Source organism: Pseudomonas oryzihabitans (genome assembly GCF_024652905.1).
In the GTDB taxonomy this organism is placed as follows: domain Bacteria; phylum Pseudomonadota; class Gammaproteobacteria; order Pseudomonadales; family Pseudomonadaceae; genus Chryseomonas; species Chryseomonas benzopyrenica.
The window spans coordinates 4,694,634-4,716,768 of sequence record NZ_CP102428.1 but is presented as its reverse complement, the minus strand read 5'-3'; the positions used below and the strand labels follow the sequence as shown (position 1 = coordinate 4,716,768).

The 22,135-nt window shown below is 63.9% G+C and carries 16 protein-coding genes and 1 tRNA gene; 8 read left to right on the top strand and 9 right to left on the bottom strand.

Annotated elements, in window-relative coordinates; all coding sequences use genetic code 11:
* Nucleotides 1-33 precede the first annotated feature (33 nt).
* Genes recD through recC form a run of 3 tightly spaced genes read right to left on the bottom strand, consistent with a single transcriptional unit; the run spans nt 34 to nt 9,198 of the window.
* Nucleotides 34-2,115 carry an exodeoxyribonuclease V subunit alpha gene (gene recD, locus NRG74_RS21820; RefSeq protein ID WP_257705301.1) on the bottom strand — a complete coding sequence of 694 codons (2,082 nt, stop codon included), beginning with the start codon at nt 2,113-2,115 and terminating at the stop codon, nt 34-36.
* Nucleotides 2,108-5,770, bottom strand: coding sequence for an exodeoxyribonuclease V subunit beta (recB, locus tag NRG74_RS21815; RefSeq protein ID WP_257705300.1), 3,663 nt, complete (start codon nt 5,768-5,770; stop codon nt 2,108-2,110). Before recB ends, recD begins: the two co-directional genes overlap by 8 nt.
* Nucleotides 5,767-9,198, bottom strand: a complete 3,432-nt coding sequence (gene recC / locus NRG74_RS21810) for an exodeoxyribonuclease V subunit gamma (RefSeq protein WP_257705299.1) — start codon at nt 9,196-9,198, stop codon at nt 5,767-5,769. The genes recB and recC overlap by 4 nt, the downstream gene beginning before the upstream one ends.
* Nucleotides 9,199-9,380: 182 nt before the next feature.
* On the opposite strand from recC, the gene NRG74_RS21805 reads away from it, so the two are divergent.
* Complete coding sequence (locus NRG74_RS21805) at nt 9,381-9,878, top strand: hypothetical protein (RefSeq protein ID WP_173149049.1); 498 nt, start codon at nt 9,381-9,383, stop codon at nt 9,876-9,878.
* 155 nt (nt 9,879-10,033) lie between these two features.
* On the opposite strand, the gene yacG is transcribed toward NRG74_RS21805, so the two are convergent.
* The 5 genes from yacG to pilB form a co-directional block, all read right to left on the bottom strand.
* Nucleotides 10,034-10,231 (bottom strand): DNA gyrase inhibitor YacG, encoded by a 198-nt coding sequence (yacG, locus tag NRG74_RS21800; protein ID WP_257705298.1) that lies wholly within the window; start codon nt 10,229-10,231, stop codon nt 10,034-10,036.
* On the bottom strand, nt 10,228-10,839 hold the full coding sequence (gene coaE, locus NRG74_RS21795) for a dephospho-CoA kinase (RefSeq protein WP_017640819.1): 612 nt from the start codon (nt 10,837-10,839) through the stop codon (nt 10,228-10,230). Before coaE ends, yacG begins: the two co-directional genes overlap by 4 nt.
* Nucleotides 10,836-11,708, bottom strand: a complete 873-nt coding sequence (locus NRG74_RS21790; RefSeq protein WP_257705297.1) for a prepilin peptidase — start codon at nt 11,706-11,708, stop codon at nt 10,836-10,838. Before NRG74_RS21790 ends, coaE begins: the two co-directional genes overlap by 4 nt.
* On the bottom strand, nt 11,708-12,925 hold the full coding sequence (locus NRG74_RS21785; protein WP_027600839.1) for a type II secretion system F family protein: 1,218 nt from the start codon (nt 12,923-12,925) through the stop codon (nt 11,708-11,710). Before NRG74_RS21785 ends, NRG74_RS21790 begins: the two co-directional genes overlap by 1 nt.
* Nucleotides 12,926-13,137: 212 nt before the next feature.
* Complete coding sequence (pilB, locus tag NRG74_RS21780; RefSeq protein WP_257705296.1) at nt 13,138-14,832, bottom strand: type IV-A pilus assembly ATPase PilB; 1,695 nt, start codon at nt 14,830-14,832, stop codon at nt 13,138-13,140.
* A gap of 212 nt (nt 14,833-15,044) precedes the next feature.
* On the opposite strand from pilB, the gene NRG74_RS21770 reads away from it, so the two are divergent.
* Complete coding sequence (locus NRG74_RS21770; protein WP_307773990.1) at nt 15,045-15,503, top strand: pilin; 459 nt, start codon at nt 15,045-15,047, stop codon at nt 15,501-15,503.
* 87 nt (nt 15,504-15,590) lie between these two features.
* Here NRG74_RS21770 and NRG74_RS21765 read toward each other — a convergent pair whose 3' ends face one another.
* On the bottom strand, nt 15,591-16,589 hold the full coding sequence (locus tag NRG74_RS21765; RefSeq protein WP_257705294.1) for an SDR family oxidoreductase: 999 nt from the start codon (nt 16,587-16,589) through the stop codon (nt 15,591-15,593).
* Nucleotides 16,590-16,878: 289 nt separating this feature from the next.
* On the opposite strand from NRG74_RS21765, the gene NRG74_RS21760 reads away from it, so the two are divergent.
* The 6 genes from NRG74_RS21760 to cyoE all read left to right on the top strand — a co-directional run bounded on the left by NRG74_RS21760 (nt 16,879) and on the right by cyoE (nt 22,132).
* Nucleotides 16,879-16,954, top strand: a tRNA-Thr gene (locus tag NRG74_RS21760).
* 407 nt (nt 16,955-17,361) lie between these two features.
* The gene (cyoA, locus tag NRG74_RS21755; RefSeq protein ID WP_017640824.1) at nt 17,362-18,285 is read left to right on the top strand and encodes a ubiquinol oxidase subunit II; all 924 of its coding nucleotides are present in this window, start codon (nt 17,362-17,364) and stop codon (nt 18,283-18,285) included.
* 3 nt (nt 18,286-18,288) lie between these two features.
* Complete coding sequence (cyoB, locus tag NRG74_RS21750) at nt 18,289-20,277, top strand: cytochrome o ubiquinol oxidase subunit I (RefSeq protein WP_017640825.1); 1,989 nt, start codon at nt 18,289-18,291, stop codon at nt 20,275-20,277.
* Nucleotides 20,278-20,280: 3 nt separating this feature from the next.
* Nucleotides 20,281-20,895: a cytochrome o ubiquinol oxidase subunit III gene (locus NRG74_RS21745; RefSeq protein WP_064307850.1), complete on the top strand. Its 615-nt coding sequence runs from the start codon at nt 20,281-20,283 to the stop codon at nt 20,893-20,895.
* Nucleotides 20,895-21,233 (top strand): cytochrome o ubiquinol oxidase subunit IV, encoded by a 339-nt coding sequence (gene cyoD / locus NRG74_RS21740; RefSeq protein WP_064307849.1) that lies wholly within the window; start codon nt 20,895-20,897, stop codon nt 21,231-21,233. Before NRG74_RS21745 ends, cyoD begins: the two co-directional genes overlap by 1 nt.
* Before the next feature lie 11 nt (nt 21,234-21,244).
* A complete protein-coding gene (gene cyoE / locus NRG74_RS21735) occupies nt 21,245-22,132 on the top strand; it encodes a heme o synthase (RefSeq protein WP_257705293.1) in 888 nt (295 codons plus the stop codon).
* Nucleotides 22,133-22,135 lie beyond the last annotated feature (3 nt).

Below are 22,135 nucleotides of genomic sequence, written 5' to 3'. Positions count from 1 at the left end.
CGCAGGAGGAGCGTCCAGCGTTTATCTGTACATTTACACAGTGTTTCGCAAATCCAGGTCCAGGCCACTGACACGGCGGACTCGACGGGCCACGGCCTCGGCGAAGATGCCGCCGCGGGCCTCGATCAGGGTGAAATCATCGCGCGCCCGGGTGATGCCGGTATAGACCAGCTCCTTGGTCAGCACCGGACTGAGCTGCTCGGGCAGCAGCAGCGCGGTGTGGGCGAATTCCGAGCCCTGGGACTTGTGCACGGTCATGGCGAACACCGTGTCCACCGCCGCCAACCGGCTGGGCAGGACGAATCTCAGACCGCCGCTGCCATCGCCGCGGGGAAAGGCGACCCGCAGGACCTTGCGCCCCGGCTGATTGGCGTCCGGCAGGCAGAGGGTGATGCCGATGTCACCGTTCATCAGCCCCAGGCTGTAGTCGTTGCGCGTCACCAGCACCGGACGGCCTTCGTACCAGCCGTGCTCGCCCGTGAGCAAACCGGCGGTCAACAGGGCGTTGGCGATGCGCAGATTGAGGCCCTCCACGCCCCAGGGGCCCTTGCGCACGGCGCAGAGCAGCTGGAAGTCGTCGAAGGCGGCCAGCACCTGGCCGGCCCAGCGCGTCCAGACCGGATCCTCCAGCACGCTGTCGAGTTGCGGCCGCGTCTCATGCAGGACCTCAAGATAATGACGATAGCCACGGGCGCGCCCACGTCCTTCCAGTACCAGACGCTCCAGGGCGCGATCCTCCGGCCCCTTGAGCAGCACCCGGTGCAGGTCGGCGTAGCCGCCGTCGACCAGCACCTGCTGCGCGCCCATGCCGTCCTGGGCATTGACCCGGCGCGCCAGTTGGCCGATACCGCTGCCGGCGCCGAAGCGGCGCGAGCGCCTGAGCATCACCACCTGCTGGGCCAGGGCGTCACCCTGGTCGTCGCCGACCGCCAGCGCCGCCTGGGCCAGCGACTGGCCACTCACCCCTTCCAGCCAGGCCCGGGTGGCCGGACTGTAGCGTCCGGCTTCGGCATCCCGGCAGAGATCGCCCAGCACCGCGCCCGCCTCCACCGAGGCCAGCTGGTCCTTGTCGCCGAGCAGCACCAGTCGCGCCCGCGGCGGCAGGGCCGCCAGCAGGCTGGCCATCATTTCCAGGTCGATCATCGAGGCTTCGTCCACCACCAGCACGTCCAGCGGCAAGGGATGCCCGCGGTGATGGCGGAAGTGACGGGTATTGGGCCGACTGCCCAGCAGCCGGTGCACCGTGGTCACTCCCGTAGGGATGTGCCGGCGCAGTTCGTCGTCCACCGGCAGGCGACTGACCTGGCCGCCGATGGATTCGGTGAGCCGCGCGGCCGCCTTGCCCGTGGGCGCGGCCAGGCGGATACGCAGGGGCCGACCGGCCGCCACCGCCGGCGCCTGGAGCAGCGCCAGCAGCCGCACCACGGTGGTGGTCTTGCCGGTCCCGGGGCCGCCGGTGACGATGCTGAAGGCACCACGCACCGCCAGGGCGCAAGCCAGCTTCTGCCAGTCGGGTTCGCCGCCCGCGTCGGGGTCCGGCGGAAACAGCCGGTCGAGACGCTCGGCGAGATCCGCCGGCAACGGCTCCGGGGTGGCCAGGCGCTGGCGCAGGCTGGCGGCCACCGCGCGCTCGTAATTCCAGTAGCGGCGCAGATAGAGGCGCTCACCGCCGAGCACCAGCGGTCGCTCCGGACAGCTGCCGTCGGCATCGACCAGCACGCTGGCCAGCAGCGCCTGCCGCCAGGCCTCCAGGGTATGGCCGTGCAGCAACTGCGACGGCAACAGCGACGCACGCGCCTCGTCGCCCTCGGGCGGCAGCGACAGGGCGGCATCGGGATTGCGCAGGGTGGCGGCGAGATCCAGGCAGACATGGCCATGGCCGAGCTGATGGCTGGCCAGGGCCGCGGCCAGCAGCACCGCCGAGTCGCCCTGGGGATCGAGTTCACCGAGAAAGCTGGTGAAGGCCCGGTCCACCTGGCGCAGCCAGCCGCGCTGCACCCAGAGCTCCAGCAGGCGAAAGAGGTCATCGCGCTGTTCGAGCGGTGCCAGGGGGCGCTCCTGGGCCAGGGACGCCAGGCGCAGCAGCCGTTCGGTAGCGGGGCTGAAATCAGACATGGGCAATCTCCGCACCGCTGAACAGCAAATCCAGGGTCTCGATCAGGGCCTGGGCGGGACGATCGACGAAGACGCCGTGGCCGGCAGGATCGCAGCCGCGCAGGAAGAGGTAGACGGCGCCGCCGAAGTGGCGCTCGTAGCTGTAGCCGGGCAGCCGCGCCTTGAGCAGGCGGTGCACGGCCAGGCTGTAGAGCACGTACTGTAGGTCGTAACGCTTGGCCAGGACGGCGGCTTCCATGGCCGCGCGGGTATAGGCGCCGGCCTCGGCGCCCAGCCAGTTGGACTTGTAATCCACTACGAAATAGCGCCCCTCGTGCTCGAACACCAGGTCGATGAAGCCCTTGAACAGACCATTGAGCTGGCCCGGCTCCAGCATCGGCCGTGCCTGGCCGCCATGGGTGCCGCGGCGAACCAGATCGTCCAGCCGCTCCAGATCGACGCCATGGGTGGCGAACCAGAACTCCATCTCCACCTGATAGCGCGCCAGTTCGCCCAGGCGCTGGCCTCCCCCCGGCAAGGGCAGCGGCAGCTCCAGCAACTGGCGCAGCCAGCCCTGCAGGATGGGAATCCAGTGATTCCAGCCGCGTCGCTGGCAACGCCGGGCGATCAGGTCATCCAGCCGCTCGGGCGCGGCCTGGATGGCGGCGAAGCCTTCTTCGCCGACCCACTCCAACAGGCTGTGCAGGAAGGTGCCCGGACCGGGGCCGCGGGGAAAGCGATGCAGGTCTTCGCCGGCCGCGGGCTGGCGAGCCTCGTCCGGGGCGAGACGGTCATCGTCGAACAGCTTCTGGGCCGCCGGGGTATCCAGATCCAGTTCCAGGTTCAGCTGGCCTTCCTCCCGCGCTTCGCCTAGGCGCGTGCCGATGCGCAGGGCGCTGTAGGAGGCGATCCACCAGTCCTCGCGGGCCGCGCGACGGGCCGTCAGCGCCCTGAGGGTCACCGGGGCCTCGCGGGCTTCCGGCAGCCGGGTCGGATCCGCCTCGGGCAGCGGCAGGATAAGGGTGTCGGATTGCGCGCCGATCAGGGTGGCCAACGCCGTTCCCAGGGCTGCTGAACTGGCCAGGGGCTCGCCGCCGGTGGCCAGATAACCCAGGGCGCTGCGGGCGAAGCCGGACTCCTTGCTGCGGCCACGTTTGAGATCGGCCACCCCGACCCAGCAGGCGTGGCGGGCCCGGGTCAGGGCGACATAGAGCAGCCGCAGGTCTTCAGCCAGGCGTTCGTCGTCGGCGCGGGCCAGCTCCTCGGCGGAGGGTTTGAAGGTACGGCGCAACTGGCCCTGGTCGTCGTGATAGCGCAGTGGCAGGCTGGCGCCCTCCTCGGCGCGATAGGCGCAGGCGAAGGGCAGGAACACCAGCGGATACTCCAGGCCCTTGGACTTGTGCACCGTCACCACCTTGACCAGCTCGGCGTCGCTTTCCAGGCGCAGGATCTGCTCGTCGGCGGCGCCCTGGGCGGCCAGTTGCTCGGCCAGGTAGCGGATCAGCGCCTGTTCGCCGTCCAGCTCGCCAGCGGCGCGCTGCAGCAGTTCGGCGAGGTGCAGCAGATTGGTCAGCACCCGCTCGCCATCGGCACGGGCCATCAACCGCTGCGGCAGGCGGAAGTCCTGCAGCAGGCGGCGCAACATGGGCAACACGCCCTGGGTGCGCCAGAGCTGGCGATAGCCACGGAATTGCAGCACCCGCGACTCCCAGGCCTGCTCGTCGTGGTTGAGGGCATCCAACTCGGCCAACGGCAGGTCGAGGGTCAGGCTGCCCAGGGCCGCGCGCAGCCGGCGATCCACATCGGGCTCGGCACAGGCCTTGAGCCAGTCCAGCAGGCAGCGGGCCTCCTGGGCGGTGAACACCGAATCCTTGTCCGACAGATAGACGCTACGCACCCCACGGCGCACCAGGGCCTGGCGGACCGCCTGGGCCTCGCTGCCGGCGCGCACCAGGATGGCGATATCGGCGGGCCGCAGCGGCACCAGTTCGCCGTCTTCACGGCGAAAGCCAGCCTTGCCCTCGGCGGCCAGGCTCAGCAGCCGGACGATCTCGCTGGCGGTGCTCTCGGCCAGGGTGGCGCGATAAGCGGTACCGGCCAGCGGCTCGTCGCCCGCCAGTTGCCAGAAGGTCAGGGCCGCGCCCGGTACGCCGTCAATCTCCAGGGCTTCGCGCCGGCCCTGGGCACGGACCGGTTCGAAGGGCACCGGATTGTCCTCGCCCTGGCGAAACAGGAAGGCGGCGCGCGGTGCCGTCATCTCGCCATGCTGGAATACCTGGTTGACCGCCGCGACCATGGCGGCGGTGGAGCGGAAGTTGGTGTCCAGCGAATGCAGGTGGCCGGCATTGGCGCGGCGGGCCTGCAGATAGGTATGGATATCGGCGCCGCGGAAGGCATAGATGGCCTGCTTGGGATCGCCGATCAGGAACAGCCCGGCGCCCTCTCCTGCGCCGTAGACGGTGCTGAAGATGCGGTACTGCACCGGATCGGTGTCCTGGAATTCGTCGATCAGCGCCACCGGAAACTGCTCGCGGATCAGCGCCGCCAGCCGCGCCCCGGCGCCATCGGCCTGCAGTGCCCGATCCAGACGGGTGAGGATGTCGTCGAAGCCCAGCTCGGCGCGGCGCAGCTTCTCGCGCTCGAATTTCTGCTGCACCCAGGCCGCGGCGTGTTCCAGCAGGGGCACCTCGGGACTGGGCAGCTCGGCCAGTTGCCCGGGCAGGCGCGCCATGGCCGCCAGGGCCGGATGATCCGGCGGGCTGGCCTTGGTCCAGACCTCGGCGAAGCCCTCCTCGGTCAGCCGGGTGAAGCCGGTGCCGATATCGAGGTCTTCACCGGTGGGGTTGTCCGCCCAGGCGACCAGCTTGTCGCACCAGGGCCCGAAGAACCGCTTCTGCAATTTGCGACCATCGACCACCTTGGCGTCGCAGCCGGCCTGGCAGAGATCGCGCAACTCTTCCGCCCACTGGGCCCAGGGCGCCTTGAGCCGTGCCAACCGCTCTCGGCGTTCGGCCAGGGCGGTGGCCAGCAAGGCGGCGGGTTCGCCCCTGGGCGCACCCAAGGCCTCGCTCAACAGGGGTCGCAGGCGCAAGGCCAGGGCGCGGGGTTCGCCCCAGTGCTCGATCACCCAGTCCAGCGCCTCGCCCTCCAGCGGATAACAGAAGCGCCGCCAGTAGTCGCGCACCACCTGGGCGAGCAATTCACTCTGGTCCTGCTCCAGGTTCTGCACGAAGAGACTGCCGCTGTCGAAGGCGTGCTCGCGCAGCATGCGTTGGCACCAGCTGTGGATGGTGGAGACGGCCGCCTCGTCCATCCACTGGGCGGCGATGTCCAGGCGCCGGGCGCAATCGGCCCAGGCCTCGGCGGGAAAGTCCTCGCGCAATTCGGCAAGCAAAGGATCGGGCGCCACGATCTCGTCACGGAAGAAGCGCGCCGCCTCGGCCAGGCGATGACGAATGCGGTCGCGCAACTCCTGGGTGGCGGCCTCGGTAAAGGTCACCACCAGGATCTGCGGCGGCAACAGGTCGCGGCCAAAGGCCGTCTCGGACGTACCGTGGCCCAGCACCAGACGCACATAGAGCGCGGAGATGGTGAAGGTCTTGCCGGTGCCGGCACTGGCTTCGATGAGCTGATTGCCCTGCAGCGGAAAGCGCAGGGCGAGCGGACGCTGGCTCATGCCTGTCCCTCCCCACCAACCACCTGCCAGCCGGCGGTATGCACCGGCGCATAGAGGGTCTGGCACCAGCCGTCGAATTCCTCGTCGGCCAGCAGCGCAGCGAAGTCCGGATACTGCCGACGCAGCGCCGGATGGGTCGCCGCCTCGCCCTGATAGGCCTGCTCGGCCGCGGCCAGGGCCTTGTCCGGCTCATTGGCCAGCCAGGCAAAGGCGGTGCGCGGCGCCACCGGCAGCGGACGCCGCTGGCCCAGTGCCCAGGCATCAAGCAATTCATCCAGCTGCCGCCGGGCCAGCTCAGCGTCCAGCGGCGCCAGCAGCAGGGTCAGATCGGTCGCCACCACCGCGGTGGTCAATTTCAGGCCACCCGCCGCAGCGACCAGATGCTGCACCCAGGGCCGTAGCAATCGGTGCCATTTGCGGGTACGGGTGCTGCCCAGGCCATTGGCCTGAGCGGTCAGGGCCAGCAGCCCTTCAGGACCACGACGCAGGCGTTCGAGGTTGGCCACCAATTGCAGCGCTTTGTGTTCGAGATCCAGGGTCACGGCCTCTTCCAGGGGTTCGGGCCAGCGTAGCGTCAGGGCCTCGACCTGGGCGACCACGGCAGGCAGAGGCTCGCGCAAGGCCCGCCCGGCCCGTTCGCCAAAGCCCGCCAGCGGCAAACGACCGCTGCCGCGCAGGCGCTCGGCGGCGGCCATCAGCGCCTGATCCGCCTCGGCCGGCGTGGCCAGCGCCGCCGCCAGCAGGTCTTCGCCCAACTGGTAGCGGGTCAGGGCGTCCAGGCCGAAGGGTTCTTCGTTTTCCGCCGGTGCATCGGGCGCCGCGAAGTGCACCTTGAGGCGATTGGCGAAGAACAGATCCACCGGTCCGCGCAGAAAGCGGGCGAGATCATCGAGGCCCAGGGGCTCTTCGGGTACCAGCAGCGGCAGCAGGGCATCCTCATTGCGCGTGGTGCGGTCATGCACGCCCAGCCATTCAGCGGCAAAGCTGAAATACCCACGTTCGCCGCGGAAGTAACGGGCGCTGAAGGGTTGCAGCGGATGCGCCTGGGTCAGAGCCGCCAGGAGGCGCTCCGGTTCCTCTTCATGCCCCGCCAGCCGCCAACCGGCCTGGAGATGGTCACGCAACTGGGCGACCAGCACCGACGGCGGGCGCTCACTGTTGTCGCGGATGCTGCGCCCCACCCAGCTGACATAGAACTGATCGCGCGCCGAGAGCAGCGCCTCCAGCAGCAGATAGCGATCGTCCTCGCGCCGCGAGCGGTCACCGGGGCGATAGTCCTGGGCCATAAGGTCGAAATCCAGCGGCGACTGGATGCGCGGGTAGGCACCGTCGTGCATGCCCAGCAGACAGACCACGCGGAAGGGGATGGCGCGCATGGGCATCAGGGTGCAGAAATTGACCGCCCCGGCGAGAAAGCGCTGGGCCAGGCCCCCGCTGTCCAGTCCGGCCAGCCAGGCCTCGCGGACCACGGTGAGCGGCAGCTCTTCGTCCAGGGCGACGTCCTCGCACAGTTCGAGCCAGCGCTCGCGTAGATTTTCCAGCTGCTCCAGCAGGTATTCGTCATGCTCGTCCTGGGCGCTGAAGAACAGCGCCAGCAGCGCCTGCAGGCGGGCGCCCCACTCCGCCGGCCGGGCCGACTGGGCCAGCGCCGCCTGGGCCGCATCCAGCGCATCGAGCAGATCCACCAGCGGCCCGACCAGCGCCGCGTCCAGGCCACCCACCTCGTCGAAGGGCTCGATATCGCCCAGAGCGGCGCCGCTACCCACGGCATAGCCCAGCAGCATGCGCCTCAGGCCGAAGCGCCAGGTGTTCTGGGTCAGGCCTTCGGGCAGGTCAAGGCGACTGCGCTGCTCGGCATCCAGCCCCCAGCGCACGCCGGCGCCTTCCAGCCAGAGGTGCAGGGTCGGCAGATCGCCCTCACGCAGGCCGAAGCGGGCACGCAGCGCCGGGACATCCAGCAGATCGAGGATCTCGCTCAGGGCGAAGCGGCTGTCGGGCAATTGCAGCAGATGCTCCAGGGCGATCAGCAGGGGCTGGAAACCGCGCTGGTGCTGGTCGGCCAGGCTGAAGGGAATGAAGCGCGGATCCTGGCGGTCGAGCTGGCCGAACACCGCACGGATGTGCGGCGCATAGGCGTCGATGTCCGGCACCATGACGATGACGTCGCGCGGCCGGAGGCTGCTGTCGCTGTTGAAGCGCGCCAGGAGCTGGTCGTGGAGAATCTCCACCTCGCGCTGGGGACTGTGGGCCACATGGAAGCGCATGGATCTGTCCCGCGCCGGATCGACCGCCGGCCAACGCTCGCGGGTCTCGGTCAGCGGACGCAATTCGAGGATATCGTCCTGCAACTGACCGAGCAGATGCTGGGGTTCGGTGTCGGCGAAGAGGTCGATGCGTCCGCCGTTGAGGTCCTCGAACAGCCGACGATAACCGTCGGGCTCGTCGAACTCGTCCAGCAGGTGGATGTAGTCGCGGCCCTGCTTGCCCCAGCTCGCGAGCAGCGGCTGACCATGCTGATGCAGCGCCTCGGCATCCAGCGTCTGGGGCATGCCCGGCTTGCGCTGCTGGCGCCGATAGTTCTGCCGTAGGAGATCCTGGTCGGCAACGATGTCGGACCAGTGATGGCGACAGGGATTGTGTACGCAGAGCAGTACCTGGCTGAACTGGGCCAGGGCAGCCAGAGCTTCGAGGGTCTGCGCCGGGATCGCCGACAGACCAAAAATCACCACCCGCCGCGGTAGACCGGCCGGCGCTTCGGTAGCCGCCTGCATCACCTCCAAAAAGCGCCGGTGCACACCGGCACGGCTGCGGGCCAGACCACCATCGCCCACATCATCCAGCAGCGCCCGCCAGAGCTGCGCCTGCCAACGGCAACTTTCCGGCAAGGGACGCCGACCGTCGCGCAGGCTGGCCAGCAGATCGCGACCCGCCGCCCAGTCGTTGAGCCAGTCGGCGCGATAGACTTGGTAGCCGTCATAGAGATCGGCCAGCCGTTCGGCCAGCTGGTATCTCTTGCGCAGATCGCCGTCATCATCGAGAAAGCGCCGCAGCGCGGCGAAGTCCGGCTGTAGGAGCAGCGTCGGCAACAGCCGCATCAGGCGCCAGGTCAGGGGCGCGCGGTCCAGCGGCGAGGATGGCGGTACCTGGTCACGACCCAGTACCTGGCGATAGGTCCGCCAGAGAAAGGCCGCCGGCAACTGCACCTCAAGGGCTGCGGCCACCCCGCAGCCGCCCTCGTCGTCCCCGCGCGGATCCTCGGCCAGAGCCAGCTTGAGCCATTGGGCGATGCCATTGCTCTGCACCAGCACCTGTTCGTTTTCCAGTGGCGCCAGGGGATAGCGCCGCATCCAGCCGACCGCCAGGCCGCGCAGCTCTTCGAGCCGGTTGCCGTGTACCACCATGAATCCGGGAGTGAGCGCCTCGGACATCCTACGCCTCGCTGTTCGCTGTCTGCGGCCAGGGTAAGGATCACCCGCGCCGGATACTAGTCCGCAATGTGCTGACCGACGCATGACGCAGCGCACAGCCGCTCCCGTCTTCCCGCCTGAGACGGGGCTCCAGCCGGTAGACTCGGCCTCTATCGGCCGCTGGCCATCGACAGGATGTTTTCATGCGTTTCCTCGTTGCCCTTCCCCTGCTCCTGGGCGCTGCCCTCGCCCATGCCGATAACGGCGAACCCGTCGACTGCGCCAGCCTGCAGGCCCAGTTGCCATTGCCGCTGCTCCAGCAGACCTCCGGCCTGCCCCTGGCCTATGCCCGGCAGATCGCCGGCGGCTGCGCCTTCACTGATCGCGACACCGGCCAGCCGGCCAACTATCTGCTGGGCCTGTCGGCGGGCTACGAGAACGGTGGCAGGGCGCTGCCCAAGCTGCGGCGACAGGTGCAATCGCTCAGCGAGCAACTGGAGTGCAAGGCCATCGACGGCCTCGGCGAAGGCGCCAGTGCCTGCAGCAAGCCCTTGCTGGGCACCCAGGTGTTCTTTATCAAGCGCGACCGCATCCATACGGTGACGGCGTCGAGTCCGCTGGAATACGAGAAACCCGAACTGGCGGCCAAGCTGCGCCAGGCGGCCCTGGCCACCGCCCAGGCGTGGACGCAACGGCTATAGAGGAAGGCGCGTCCTAAGCTTGTCTGAAAAGTCGCCGAGCGAAGGTCAGGCAAGGCAAAAATTTGTGAGGAAGCGGAGTTTACGAGTGGTAAATGAGCATTCCGAACGAATTTTTAACGCCGCATGACCGAGCGCAGGCACGTTTCAAACAAAGCTTAGTGGCCGCGCCGATTAAGGTTTTCCGAATAGAGATCGTCTTCCAGCTCATTGCCCGGGATGGCATGTTCTTCCGCCGCCCAGGCCCCCAGGTCGATCAGTTTGCAGCGGTCGGAACAGAAGGGCCGATTGGCGCTCTTCTCGCTCCATTCCACGGGTGCGCCACAGGTGGGGCAGTCCACGGTGAGAGTGCTCATGCTTGGCCTCCGTCAAGGGTCAGATAAAAGGAATGCAGGCGCTCCACTTCGGTGTGGAGCATGGCGAGATCGCCGTCGTTGCAGATGACGTCATCCGCCTTGGCCAGGCGCTCGGCCCGCGGCAGCTGGGCCGCCAGGATGGCTCGTACCTGAGCCTCGTCCACCCCGTCACGGCGCATGGCTCGCTCAAGCTGGAGGGCTTCCGGCGCGTCTATCACCAGCCCGCGGCGGACCAGTGCCCGTTGCCCGGATTCGAACAGCAGCGGCGACACCAGGATGGCATAGGGCGACGCGGCCCGGGCCAGGGCCGCCAGGATCTCCTGGCGAATCAGGGGATGCAGCAGGGCTTCGAGCCAGCGCCGCTCGGCCGGATCGGCAAAGATCGCCGCCCGTAGCGCCGCCCGGTTCAGGCTGCCGTCCGGCTGCAAGACAGCCGGCGAAAAATGCCTGGCGATCTCGGCCAGCGCCGGTCGGCCCGGCTCCACCACCCAGCGGGCGGCCTGGTCGGCGTCGACACAGGTGATGCCCAACTGGGCGAAATGTTCGGCAGCGGCGCTCTTGCCACTGCCGATGCCCCCGGTCAGGCCGAGGGTCCAGGCAGAAGTCATCGGAATCCGGCGAAATTCAGGTACAGGCCGGTTATTTGATCACCCCAGAGCAAGGCAATCCACCCCGCCACGGCCAGATAGGGACCGAAGGGCAAGGGCGTACTGGTTTTCGCCCGCCGCAGCCGCAGGGTGATGACACCCAGGATGGCGCCCACCAGCGACGACAGCAGGATGGTGAGCGGCAGGATCTGCCAGCCACCCCAGGCACCTAGTAGCGCCAGCAGCTTGAAGTCGCCATAACCCATGCCCTCCTTGCCAGTCACCAGGCGAAACAGCTGGAACACCAGCCAGAGACTCAGATAGCCCACCACCGCCCCCCAGACGGCATCGCTGAGGGTGGTGAACAGCCCGAACTGATTGACGATCAACCCCAGCCACAACAGCGGCAAGACGATCACATCCGGCAACAGCTGATGATCGGCATCGATCAGACTGGCCGCCAGCAGCCCCCAGGTCAGCAGCAGGAAAGCCCCGCCCTGCCAGGTGAGGCCTAGATGCCAGATCACCCAAGCGGATAGCAGTCCGCAGGCCAACTCCACTATTGGATAACGCAGGCTGATGCTCGACTGACAGCCCTTGCAACGACCGCGCAAGAGCAGATAGCTCAACACTGGCACGTTTTCCCAGGGCCGCACGGCACGCTGGCAATGGGGGCAGCGGGAAGCGGGTCGCGCCAGATTGAAAGGCGCTCCCGCCGGTTCGGGCGGCAATTCCAGCACCTCACGCGCCTCCGCCTGCCAGTCGCGCCTCAGCATCACCGGCAGGCGATAGACCACCACATTGAGAAAGCTGCCTACCAGCAACCCCAGGATCAGCGCGCACAGCGCCGCGGCCAGCGGCGCGCCGGCCAGGAACTCCAGCAGCGCCATCAAACCACCGAGCCGAGCTGGAAGATGGGCAGGTACATGGCAATGATCAGACCACCCACCAGGACCCCCAGAACCGCCATGATCATCGGCTCCATCAGGGTGGTGAGGTTGTCGACCATGTTGTCGACCTCGTCTTCATAGAAGGTCGCGACCTTGGACAGCATCTCGTCCAGGGAGCCGGACTCCTCGCCGATCGCCGTCATCTGGATGGCCATGGACGAGAACACCCCGGTGGTACGCATGGAGAAGTTGAGCTGCATGCCGGTGGAGACATCGCCCTTGATCTTCTCCACGGCATTGCGGAACACCACGTTGCCGGTCGCACCCGCCACCGAATCGAGAGCATCCACCAGCGGCACACCGGCCGCGAAGGTGGTGGCCAGCGTGCGAGCATAACGGGCAATGGCCGATTTATAGAGAATGGAGCCGATCAATGGGATCTTCAGTAATCCACGGTCGACCGCGTCGCGGAATTTCTCCGATTTCTTATAGAAGTGCCGCAGGACGAACGCCAATACGAAGAGCCCGCCCAGTACCAACAACCACCATTCCTGCAAGACCTCGGAAATGGCGATGACCATAAGGGTGAACGCCGGCAACTGAGCACCGAAGCCTTCGAACACCGACTGGAACTGAGGCACTACCTTGATCAACAGAATGGCCGAGACGATTACCGCGACGACAATCACCGCCGCAGGATAGGTCATGGCCTTCTTGATCTTCTTTTTCAGCGCCTCGGTCTTTTCCTTGTAGGTGGCCACTCGATCCAGCAAGGTCTCCAGGGCACCGGATTGCTCGCCAGCGTCCACCAGGTTGCAATAGAGATCGTCGAAGTATTGGGGTTGCTTGCGCAGAGAGTTGGCCAGGCTGTTACCCGCGGCGACATCCTGCTTGATGTCGTCCACCATCTTGCGCATGTTGGGATTGTCGAAGCCCTCGCCAATGATGTCGAAGGCCTGCAGCAGGGGCACACCCGCGCTCATCATGGTCGCCAGCTGTCGGGTGAACAGGGCGATGTCCATGGGCTTGATCTTCTTGCCCTTGCCGAATAGCGACACCGATTTCTTGCGCACCCGGGTCGGGTTGATCCCCTGCTTACGCAACTGCGCCTTGATCAACGCAGGATTCAAGCCCGTCATCTCACCCTTCACCTTGGTCCCTTTGCGATCGGTCCCCTCCCAGGTGAAGCTGCCCATCTTGATAGCTTTATCGGCCATGGCCTTGACTCGTCAAAGACTCGGCCCGCCTTGGCGGACCTGTCAAAAGAATGCTCTGTGCAGAGCGGGTTGTGGCTTTAGAGGCAAGCATCGCGCCATATCCCGGAGTTATAGATGCTCTGTGATGCTGAGGCCTTATGCGCGATCAACAACCCCCGTTCCGATCAAGTCCCCCCTCTCCCTCTGGGAGAGGGCTAGGGTGAGGGCGTCCGTTAGTCCTTGGTCACCCGATTGATCTCTTCCAGACTGGTAATCCCCTGCATCGCCTTCACCAGTCCCGACCGCCGCAGATCATTGAAGCCCTCTTTCCGCATCCGCGCCGCGATCTCGATGGAGTTGCCTTCCTCCATGATCATCTGCTGCAGCGCCGGGGTGACCTTCACCACCTCATAGATACCCACGCGTCCGCGATAACCGGCATTGCAGTCCTCACAGCCAATGGGTTGGTAGAGGGTAAAGCTACCGATCTCTTCCTCGCGAAATCCCTCGGCCAAGAGAGCCTCACGGGGCACCTCATGGATTCTCTTGCATTTATTGCACAGCTTGCGCGCCAGACGCTGGGCAATGATCAAGTTGACCGAAGTCGCCAGGTTGAAGGCCGGCACGCCCATGTTACGCAAGCGGGTCAGGGTTTCCGCCGCGCTGTTGGTGTGCAGGGTCGACATCACCATGTGACCGGTCTGGGCTGCCTTGATAGCAATTTCCGCCGTTTCCAGATCCCGAATCTCACCGACCATGATCACGTCAGGATCCTGACGCAGGAAGGCCCGTAGCGCCTGGGAGAAGTCGAGTCCCTGACGAGGATTGACGTTGACCTGATTGATGCCTTCCAGGTTGATCTCCACCGGGTCTTCCGCGGTGGAAATATTGATGTCTTCGGTATTGAGGATATTGAGGCCGGTATAGAGGGAGACCGTCTTGCCCGAACCGGTCGGCCCGGTCACCAGAATCATCCCCTGCGGCTGCTTGAGCGCCTGCAGATAGAGCTCCTTCTGCGCATCCTCGTAGCCCAGGGCATCAATCCCCATCTGGGCGCTGGAGGAGTCCAGAATCCGCATCACAATCTTCTCGCCCCAGAGCGTGGGCAGGGTGTTGACCCGGAAGTCGATAGACTTGGTCTTGGAGACCTTGAGCTTGACCCGCCCATCCTGAGGTTTACGCCGCTCGGAGATATCCATATTGGACATCACTTTGAGCCGCGCCGATATCCGTGACACCAGCTGAACCGGCGGCCGCGCCGCCTCGTGCAGGACGCCGTCAGTGCGGAAGCGCACCCGGTACATCTTTTCATAGGGCTCAAAGTGCAGGTCGGACGAGCCCTTCTTGATGGCATCAAGCAGCATCTTGTTGACGAACTTCACCACGGGCGCATCGTCGGCATCGGTGCCGGCTACGGCTTCTTGAGGACGCTCGCTGCCATCTGTCTCCAGGTCGAGATCAATGTCACCCAGATCCAAACCACCCGTACCCGTATCCAGATACCGCTCGATGGCCTGATGGAGCTTGTCGTCCTCGACCAGCACGACCTCGACCGCCAGCTTGCTGCCAAAGGACACATCGTTAATGGCCTGCTGGTTGGTCGGATCCGAGAGCGCGATGAAAAGCTTGTTACCTCTCTTGCTCAGCGGCAAGAAGTGATGCTGTTGCATCAGCTTTTCATTGACGATGTCCTTGGGCAGTTGCTCCTTGTCGATGGCCGATAGATCCAAAAAGGGCACACCGAACTCCTGAGCAGCCAATTCTGCCAGCGGCCGGCTTTGCACCAGCCGCTGCTGAACGAGATAGGTCACCAGCGGCACCTTGGCCTGCTTGGCCTTGACCACCGCCTGTTGCGCTGCCGCCTCCGCCAACAGCTGAGCATCCACCAACTGTCGCGCCAGCCCCGACAACATCACCGTCTCGTTCATCGTCATTCCTGCCTTTGGCTACAACCGGCGTTATAGCACCACCCAGACCGCCCGCAAAATGGCGTCAGACAGCTGACATTTTTTGTCACGAGCTGCCCCTTTGTTGACATCTATCGCAAAGAAAACGTGCTGTAGTCGCCACTTTTCCTTGGCACGGCCTATGCTTAAGTCCTGACAGGCATGTTGGCCTGATCCAACCTCGGAGATTTGGAATGAAAGCTCAAAAAGGCTTCACCTTGATCGAACTGATGATCGTGGTCGCGATCATTGGTATTTTGGCTGCTATCGCAATTCCTGCATACCAAGACTATGTAGCAAAGGCTAAAGCATCTGCCGCATATGCTGATATCAGCGCCGGAAAAACCGGATACGAGTATGCATTTGTGAATGGGAGCACAGTAGATCTTAATGCGACCGGCCTTAAGGCTTCGACTGGCAATTGTTCTGCAATTACGGTTGCAGCGCCCAGTGCCACTGATGGCGGTCAGGCCGATGCCATTGTTTGCACCATTGCCAACCCGGGTCGCTTGGGCGCGAACGCAACGATTAAAATCAGCCGCTCGGCAGCAACAGCTGCATCGGGAACCACCGCCGCGTCTTCCGGCGGCACCTATAGTTGCGTTACTAGCAACTTCTCCGACGCAAAATTTAAGCCTACTGGATGCAGTTGATATACCTTTAATAAAAAATGCCTTCAGGCTAAATACCTGAAGGCATTTTTTATTTGAGAAAAATTCACTATTCTTATCAAGTTTGACTCACGGCATCCCCTTCCCCCCAAATGCCCCCACTACTGTCCCCGTACTAAAACTCGCATCTTCTTCCGCCAGCGCCACATAAAGCCCCGCCAACTCCGCCGGCTGCCCTGCCCTTCCCAGAGGCGTGTCCTGGCCGAATTCCTTCATCTGCCCTTCCAATTGCCCACCCGCCACCTGCAGCGGCGTCCATACCGGACCTGGTGCCACGGCGTTGACGCGAATGCCCTTCTTCGCCAGTTGTTTGGCCATGCCCTTGGCGAGATTGAGAATGGCGGCCTTGGTCGAGGCGTAGTCGATGAGCTCTTCGCCGGGATCGTAGGAATTCACCGAGACGGTATTGATGATGCTGGCGCCTGGCGGCAGGTGCGGGATGGCGGCCTTGCTGAAGCGGAAGACGTGATAGACGTTGGTCTTGAAGGTTCGGTCGAATTGCTCGTCGGTGATTTCGAGGATGTCGGCCTTGCTCTGCTGGTAGGCCGCGTTGTTCACCAGGATATCCAGACCACCAAGTTGCTGGATGGCCTTGTTCACCACCTCTTCGCAAGCCTCCTGGGTACGGATATCGGCCGGCAGGGTGATGGCTTTGCGCCCGGCCTCCTGGATCAGCTTGACCACTTCCTGGGCGTCGGATTCTTCGGACGGGTGATAGTTGATGGCTACATCCGCCCCCTCGCGGGCGAAGGCGATGGCCACGGCGCGACCGATACCGCTGTCGCCGCCGGTGATGAGCGCCTTGCGCCCGGCCAGGCGACCCGAGCCGTGATAGCTGGTCTCACCATGGTCGGGGCGCGGCTCCATCTTGCTGGTCAGCGCCGGCCACTCCTGGCGCTGCTCCTTGAAGGGCTCGCGGGTGTACTTGGTCCGCGGGTCCTGTAGCGGCTTGGCGGGACGGGCCGCGCTGCTGCCTTCCTGGGCGACGGCAGCGCCTGAAGCTGCAGCGGCTAGCCCCACGGCGGAGCCGACGAGGACATTACGACGGGTGAGGGAGTAATCGGTCATCGTGGCTCTCCGCATGGGCAGCTATCAGCTTGCAGTATGGGTGGGGCGAAGCTGCGGCAAGGCTGGATCCGCGAAGGATTAGGTATGACGACTTCGATAAAGGTTTCCTGAATGAGCCATACCCTGACCACTGACCTTCCTCTCGACCAATATCGTCAGGCCGGGAGGCGTTGGCGAACCCCAAATTCGCAGCAGGCAGCAGTGCGACACATCGCCACAGGCCGTCGCACAGGGGCAGCGACCAGGCTTGCATAGCAGATAACCGAAGTCTTATCATTGAAAGCTTCGTGCCGGTGTAGCTCAGTTGGTAGAGCAGCGCATTCGTAATGCGAAGGTCGTAGGTTCGACTCCTATCTCCGGCACCATCCTTCCGCGTCGTCTTCTCCTCATCTTTCCAAAGCCTTCAAGGCTTTAGCCGCCTTGGGCCGCGCCTTCCTGGGTCGCTTGCCAGTTGCTCCCCCTGCCTTCGAGCAGTCCGTTACCTGCTCCGAGAACTGGCGACTCCGCAACCCTCGACTACTCTTACCCAGCGCATGACAGTGCCTTACCCCGCCTGTTTTCGGCTTTCTTGACGACCGATAACACCTGAACAGCGGCTGACCAAAGGGTCGAATATCCAGCCCCTCTGTGGCACCATACCGCGCTGCGAAATCCCGCAATTTCTGCAATCCATCAGCCTGCCGCACGGATGCCTGTCCGTTGCGGAGCATGAGGCTGGCGACAGGCACGTTGAGAGAATAACCACGATGAGCCGCTCTACTGAGGTCGTGAGATGAAACTAACGAAGTATCTAAAACCAACCGGTTGGCTTCTGGCCGGTGCCGCCGCGCTGCTGCTCAGCGGGTGCGACGCCGTGCTGCTGGATCCGAAAGGCTCCATCGGCGTGCAAGAACGCAACCTCATCTACACAGCGTTCGGCCTCATGCTGATCGTGGTGATCCCGGTCATCGTGATGACCTTCCTGTTCGCCTGGAAGTACCGCGCGACTAACAAGGACGCCAAGTACACTCCGAACTGGGCCCACTCCTACAAGATCGAAGCCGTGGTCTGGCTGGTCCCCCTGGCCATCGTGGTGTTCCTGAGCATCCTGAACTGGAAGACCTCCCACGAGCTGGATCCCTTCAAACCGCTGGATCATCCCGAGCAGCCGCTGGTGATCGAAGCGGTCTCGATGGACTGGAAATGGCTGTTCATCTATCCCGAGCAGGGCATCGCCTCGGTGAACGAGATCGCCATCCCGGTCAATCGTCCAGTGCAGTTCAAGATCACCTCCGAATCGGTCATGAACACCCTGTCGATCCCGGCCCTGGGCGGCATGATCTACGCCATGTCCGGCATGCAGAGCCAGTTGCACCTGATCGCCGATCATCCCGGCGAATTCGAAGGTCGCTCGGCCAACTACAGCGGCGCCGGCTTCTCCGACATGATCTTCGCCGTACACGCGGTACCCACCGCCGGTGATTTCGACGCCTGGGTCAACAAGGTCAAGCAGTCGGGTGGCAAGACTCTGGACCAGGCGAGCTACACCGAGCTGGCCAAGCCCAGCGAGAAGCAGCCGGTCGCCTACTACTCGACGGTCGAGCCGGATCTGTTCAGAACGGTCATCAAGAAGTTCATGAAGTCCGACTTCAGCAAGCAGACCGATCACGTGATGGACATGAGCCAGCACGGCGGTCAACACGGTACCGAGGAATAAGTCATGTTCGGTAAATTAACTCTCGCGGATATTCCGTATCACGAGCCGATCATTCTCGTGACGTTCGTCGTGGTCGCCCTGGGTGGCCTGGCGCTCATCGGGGCACTCAGCTACTTCGGCAAGTGGGGCTACCTCTGGAAAGAGTGGCTGACCACCGTCGACCACAAGAAGATCGGCGTGATGTACTTCATCGTCGCCTTGATCATGCTGCTCCGTGGCTTCTCCGATGCCATCCTGATGCGTAGCCAGCAGGCCATCGCCTCCGGCGGCGCCGAGGGCTACCTGCCACCCCATCACTACGACCAGATCTTCACCGCCCACGGCGTGATCATGATCTTCTTCGTGGCGATGCCCTTCGTGGCCGGCCTGATGAACGTGGTGACACCGCTGCAGATCGGTGCCCGCGACGTGGCCTTCCCCTTCCTGAACTCGCTGAGCTTCTGGCTGTTCGTGGCCGGCGCCGTGCTGATCATGATGTCGCTGTTCGTGGGCGAGTTCGCCGCGACCGGCTGGGTGGCCTATCCGCCGCTGTCAGGCATCCAGTACAGTCCAGGCGTAGGGATGGACTACTACATCTGGGCGCTTCAGCTCTCCGGTATCGGTACGACCCTGACCGGCGTCAACTTCTTCGTGACCGTGCTGAAGATGCGCACCAAGGGCATGACCCTGATGCGCATGCCGATCTTCACCTGGACCTCCTGGTGTACGGCCATCCTGATCATGGCGGCCTTCCCGATCCTGACCGTGACCCTGGCACTGCTGACCCTGGACCGTTACCTGGGCTTCCACTTCTTCACCGCGGAAGCTGGCGGCAACCAGATGATGTACACCAACCTGATCTGGGCCTGGGGCCACCCCGAGGTATACATCCTGATCCTGCCGGCCTTCGGCGTGTTCTCGGAAGTGACCTCCACCTTCAGCAAGAAGCGTCTGTTCGGCTACGTCTCGATGGTCTGGGCCACGGTAGCCATTACTGTGCTGTCCTTTATCGTCTGGCTGCACCACTTCTTCACCATGGGCTCGGGCGCTAACGTCAACGCCTTCTTCGGCATCGCGACCATGATCATTGCGATCCCGACGGGTGTGAAGATCTTCACCTGGCTGTTCACCATGTACCAGGGTCGCATCCAGTTCACCTCGCCGATGCTCTGGACCCTGGGCTTCATCGTGACCTTCAGCATCGGCGGCATGACCGGCGTCCTGCTGGCGGTACCGGGTGCCGACTTCGTGCTGCACAACAGCCTGTTCCTGATCGCTCACTTCCACAACGTGATCATCGGCGGCGCCGTGTTCGGCTACTTCGCCGGCATGATCTACTGGTTCCCGAAGGTCTTCGGCTTCAAGCTGAACGAGAAGCTGAACAAGCAGGCCTTCTGGTGCTGGCTGATCGGTTTCTATGTCGCCTTCATGCCGCTGTACATGCTGGGCTTCATGGGTATGACCCGTCGTCTGAACCACTACGACAACCCCGACTGGCACCCCTTCCTGGTGACCGCCGCCATCGGCGCCGGCATCATCGCCCTCGGCATCCTGAGCCAGCTGTGGATGTTCTACGTCAGTATCCGCGATCGCAATCTGCCGGAGAACGTGGACGTGACGGGCGATCCGTGGGATGGCCGTACCCTGGAATGGTCGACCTCCTCGCCGCCGCCCTTCTACAACTTCGCCGAAGTGCCGGAAGTACACGACATCGACGCCTACTGGGGCATGAAGGAAAAAGGCATCACCGAGAAGAAGGATGCGGACTACAAGCAGATCCACATGCCGCGCAATACCGCTGCTGGCATCGTGATCAGCCTGTTCGCCCTGGCGCTTGGCTTCGCTCTGATCTGGCACATCTGGTGGCTGGCCATCGCTAGCTTCGTGGGTTCGATCGTCGCCTTCGTTATCCGTAGCTACGACGAAGACACCGACTACTACGTACCGGCGGAAGAAGTGGCGCGCATTGAAAACGCACGCATTCAGTCCCTGGCGAAATTGAAGCAGGCCTAACCAATGGCGAATCAAGTTATGCATAACGAAGTCGCCCATGCCGAGGAGCATGGGCACCACGACGCGGGATCCTTGACCACTTTCGGTTTCTGGTCCTACCTGATGACCGACTGCATCCTGTTCGGAACCCTGTTCGCGACCTATGCAGTGCTGAGCAACGCCTATGCGGGCGGCCCGACCCATCACGACATCGTGCAACTGCCGTTCGTGCTGGTCGAAACCTTCCTGCTGCTGTTCTCCAGTATCACCTACGGTTTCGCCATGATCGCCCAGCACAAGGGCAGCAAGGGCGGCGTCCTGGGGTGGCTGGCGGTCACCTGGCTGTTCGGTGCCGGCTTCATCGGCATGGAGCTCTATGAGTTCAACCACCTGATCCATGAGGGCTGGGGTCCGGATCGCAGTGCCTTCCTGTCGTCGTTCTTCGCGCTGGTCGGCACCCACGGTCTGCACGTGAGCTCGGGTCTGATCTGGATGATCGTGTTGATGCTGCAGATCTCTTCCAAGGGTCTGACCACCACCAACGTGACCCGCCTGTCGTGCCTGAGCCTGTTCTGGCACTTCCTGGACATCATCTGGATCTTCGTCTTCACCATCGTCTACCTGATGGGGGTTCTGTAATGGCGCACGATCATAATGCCCACGGGCATACCGCCGAGAGCCATGGCACTTTCAAGAGCTACATGGTCGGCTTCATCCTGTCGGTCATCCTGACGGTCATTCCCTTCGGCCTGGTGATGTTCCCCACCTTCTCCAAGGGCGCGACCCTGGCGATCGTGGTGATCATGGCGGTGGTACAGCTGCTGGTGCACCTGTACTTCTTCCTGCACCTGAACACCTCCGAAGAGCAGCGTTGGAACGTGATCTCCTTTGGTTTCACCGTGGTCATCGTCGGTATCTTGGTCGTGGGATCCCTGTGGATCATGTACCACATGCACCACAACATGATGATCCACTGAACCGGGCCGACGTGATGATCAAGAAGTACCTTCTCGTGACCAAGCCGGGCATCATCTTCGGCAACCTGATCTCGGTTGCTGGCGGGTTCTTCCTGGCTTCCAAAGGGAGCATCGACCCGCTGTTGCTGCTGGCGACGGCTATCGGGGTGTCGTTGGTCATTGCTTCCGGCTGTGTGTTCAACAACGTGATCGATAGGGACATCGATCAGAAGATGGAAAGAACCCGCAATCGTGCCCTGGTTCAGGGCACGATCTCCTCGAAGGTAGCGCTGGCCTATGCCACCCTCCTCGGCCTGGCCGGGGTGGGGCTGCTGTACGTGGCGACCAATCTGGTCGCCACCGCCTTCGCGGTGATGGGTTTTGTGGTATACGTGGGGCTCTACAGCCTCTGGCTCAAGCGCGCCTCGGTCCACGGCACCCTGGTCGGCAGCCTGTCCGGTGCCGCTCCGCCGGTAATCGGTTATTGCGCCGCCAGCGGCCAGTTCGACAGCGGTGCTGCGGTGCTGCTGCTGATCTTCTGCCTCTGGCAGATGCCGCACTCCTACGCCATCGCCATCTTCCGTCTCAAGGACTACACCGCGGCTTCGATTCCGGTACTGCCGGTGGCCAAGGGTATCTCGGTGACCAAGCGTCACATCGTCTGGTACACCGTGGCCTTCATGGCCGCTACCCTGCTGCTGACCGTGCTCGGCTACGCCGGCTACGTCTACCTGGCAGTGGCTGCCGTGATCGGTGCTTGGTGGCTGCGCCTGGCCTTCATGGGCTATCAGGCCGAGAACGACGTGCAATGGGCACGCAAGCTGTTCGGGTTCTCCATCATCGCCATCACCGCCCTGAGCGTGATGATGTCGGTGGACTTCCAGATTCCGGGCGACGTGCTGCTGACCTACGCGCGTTGAGAC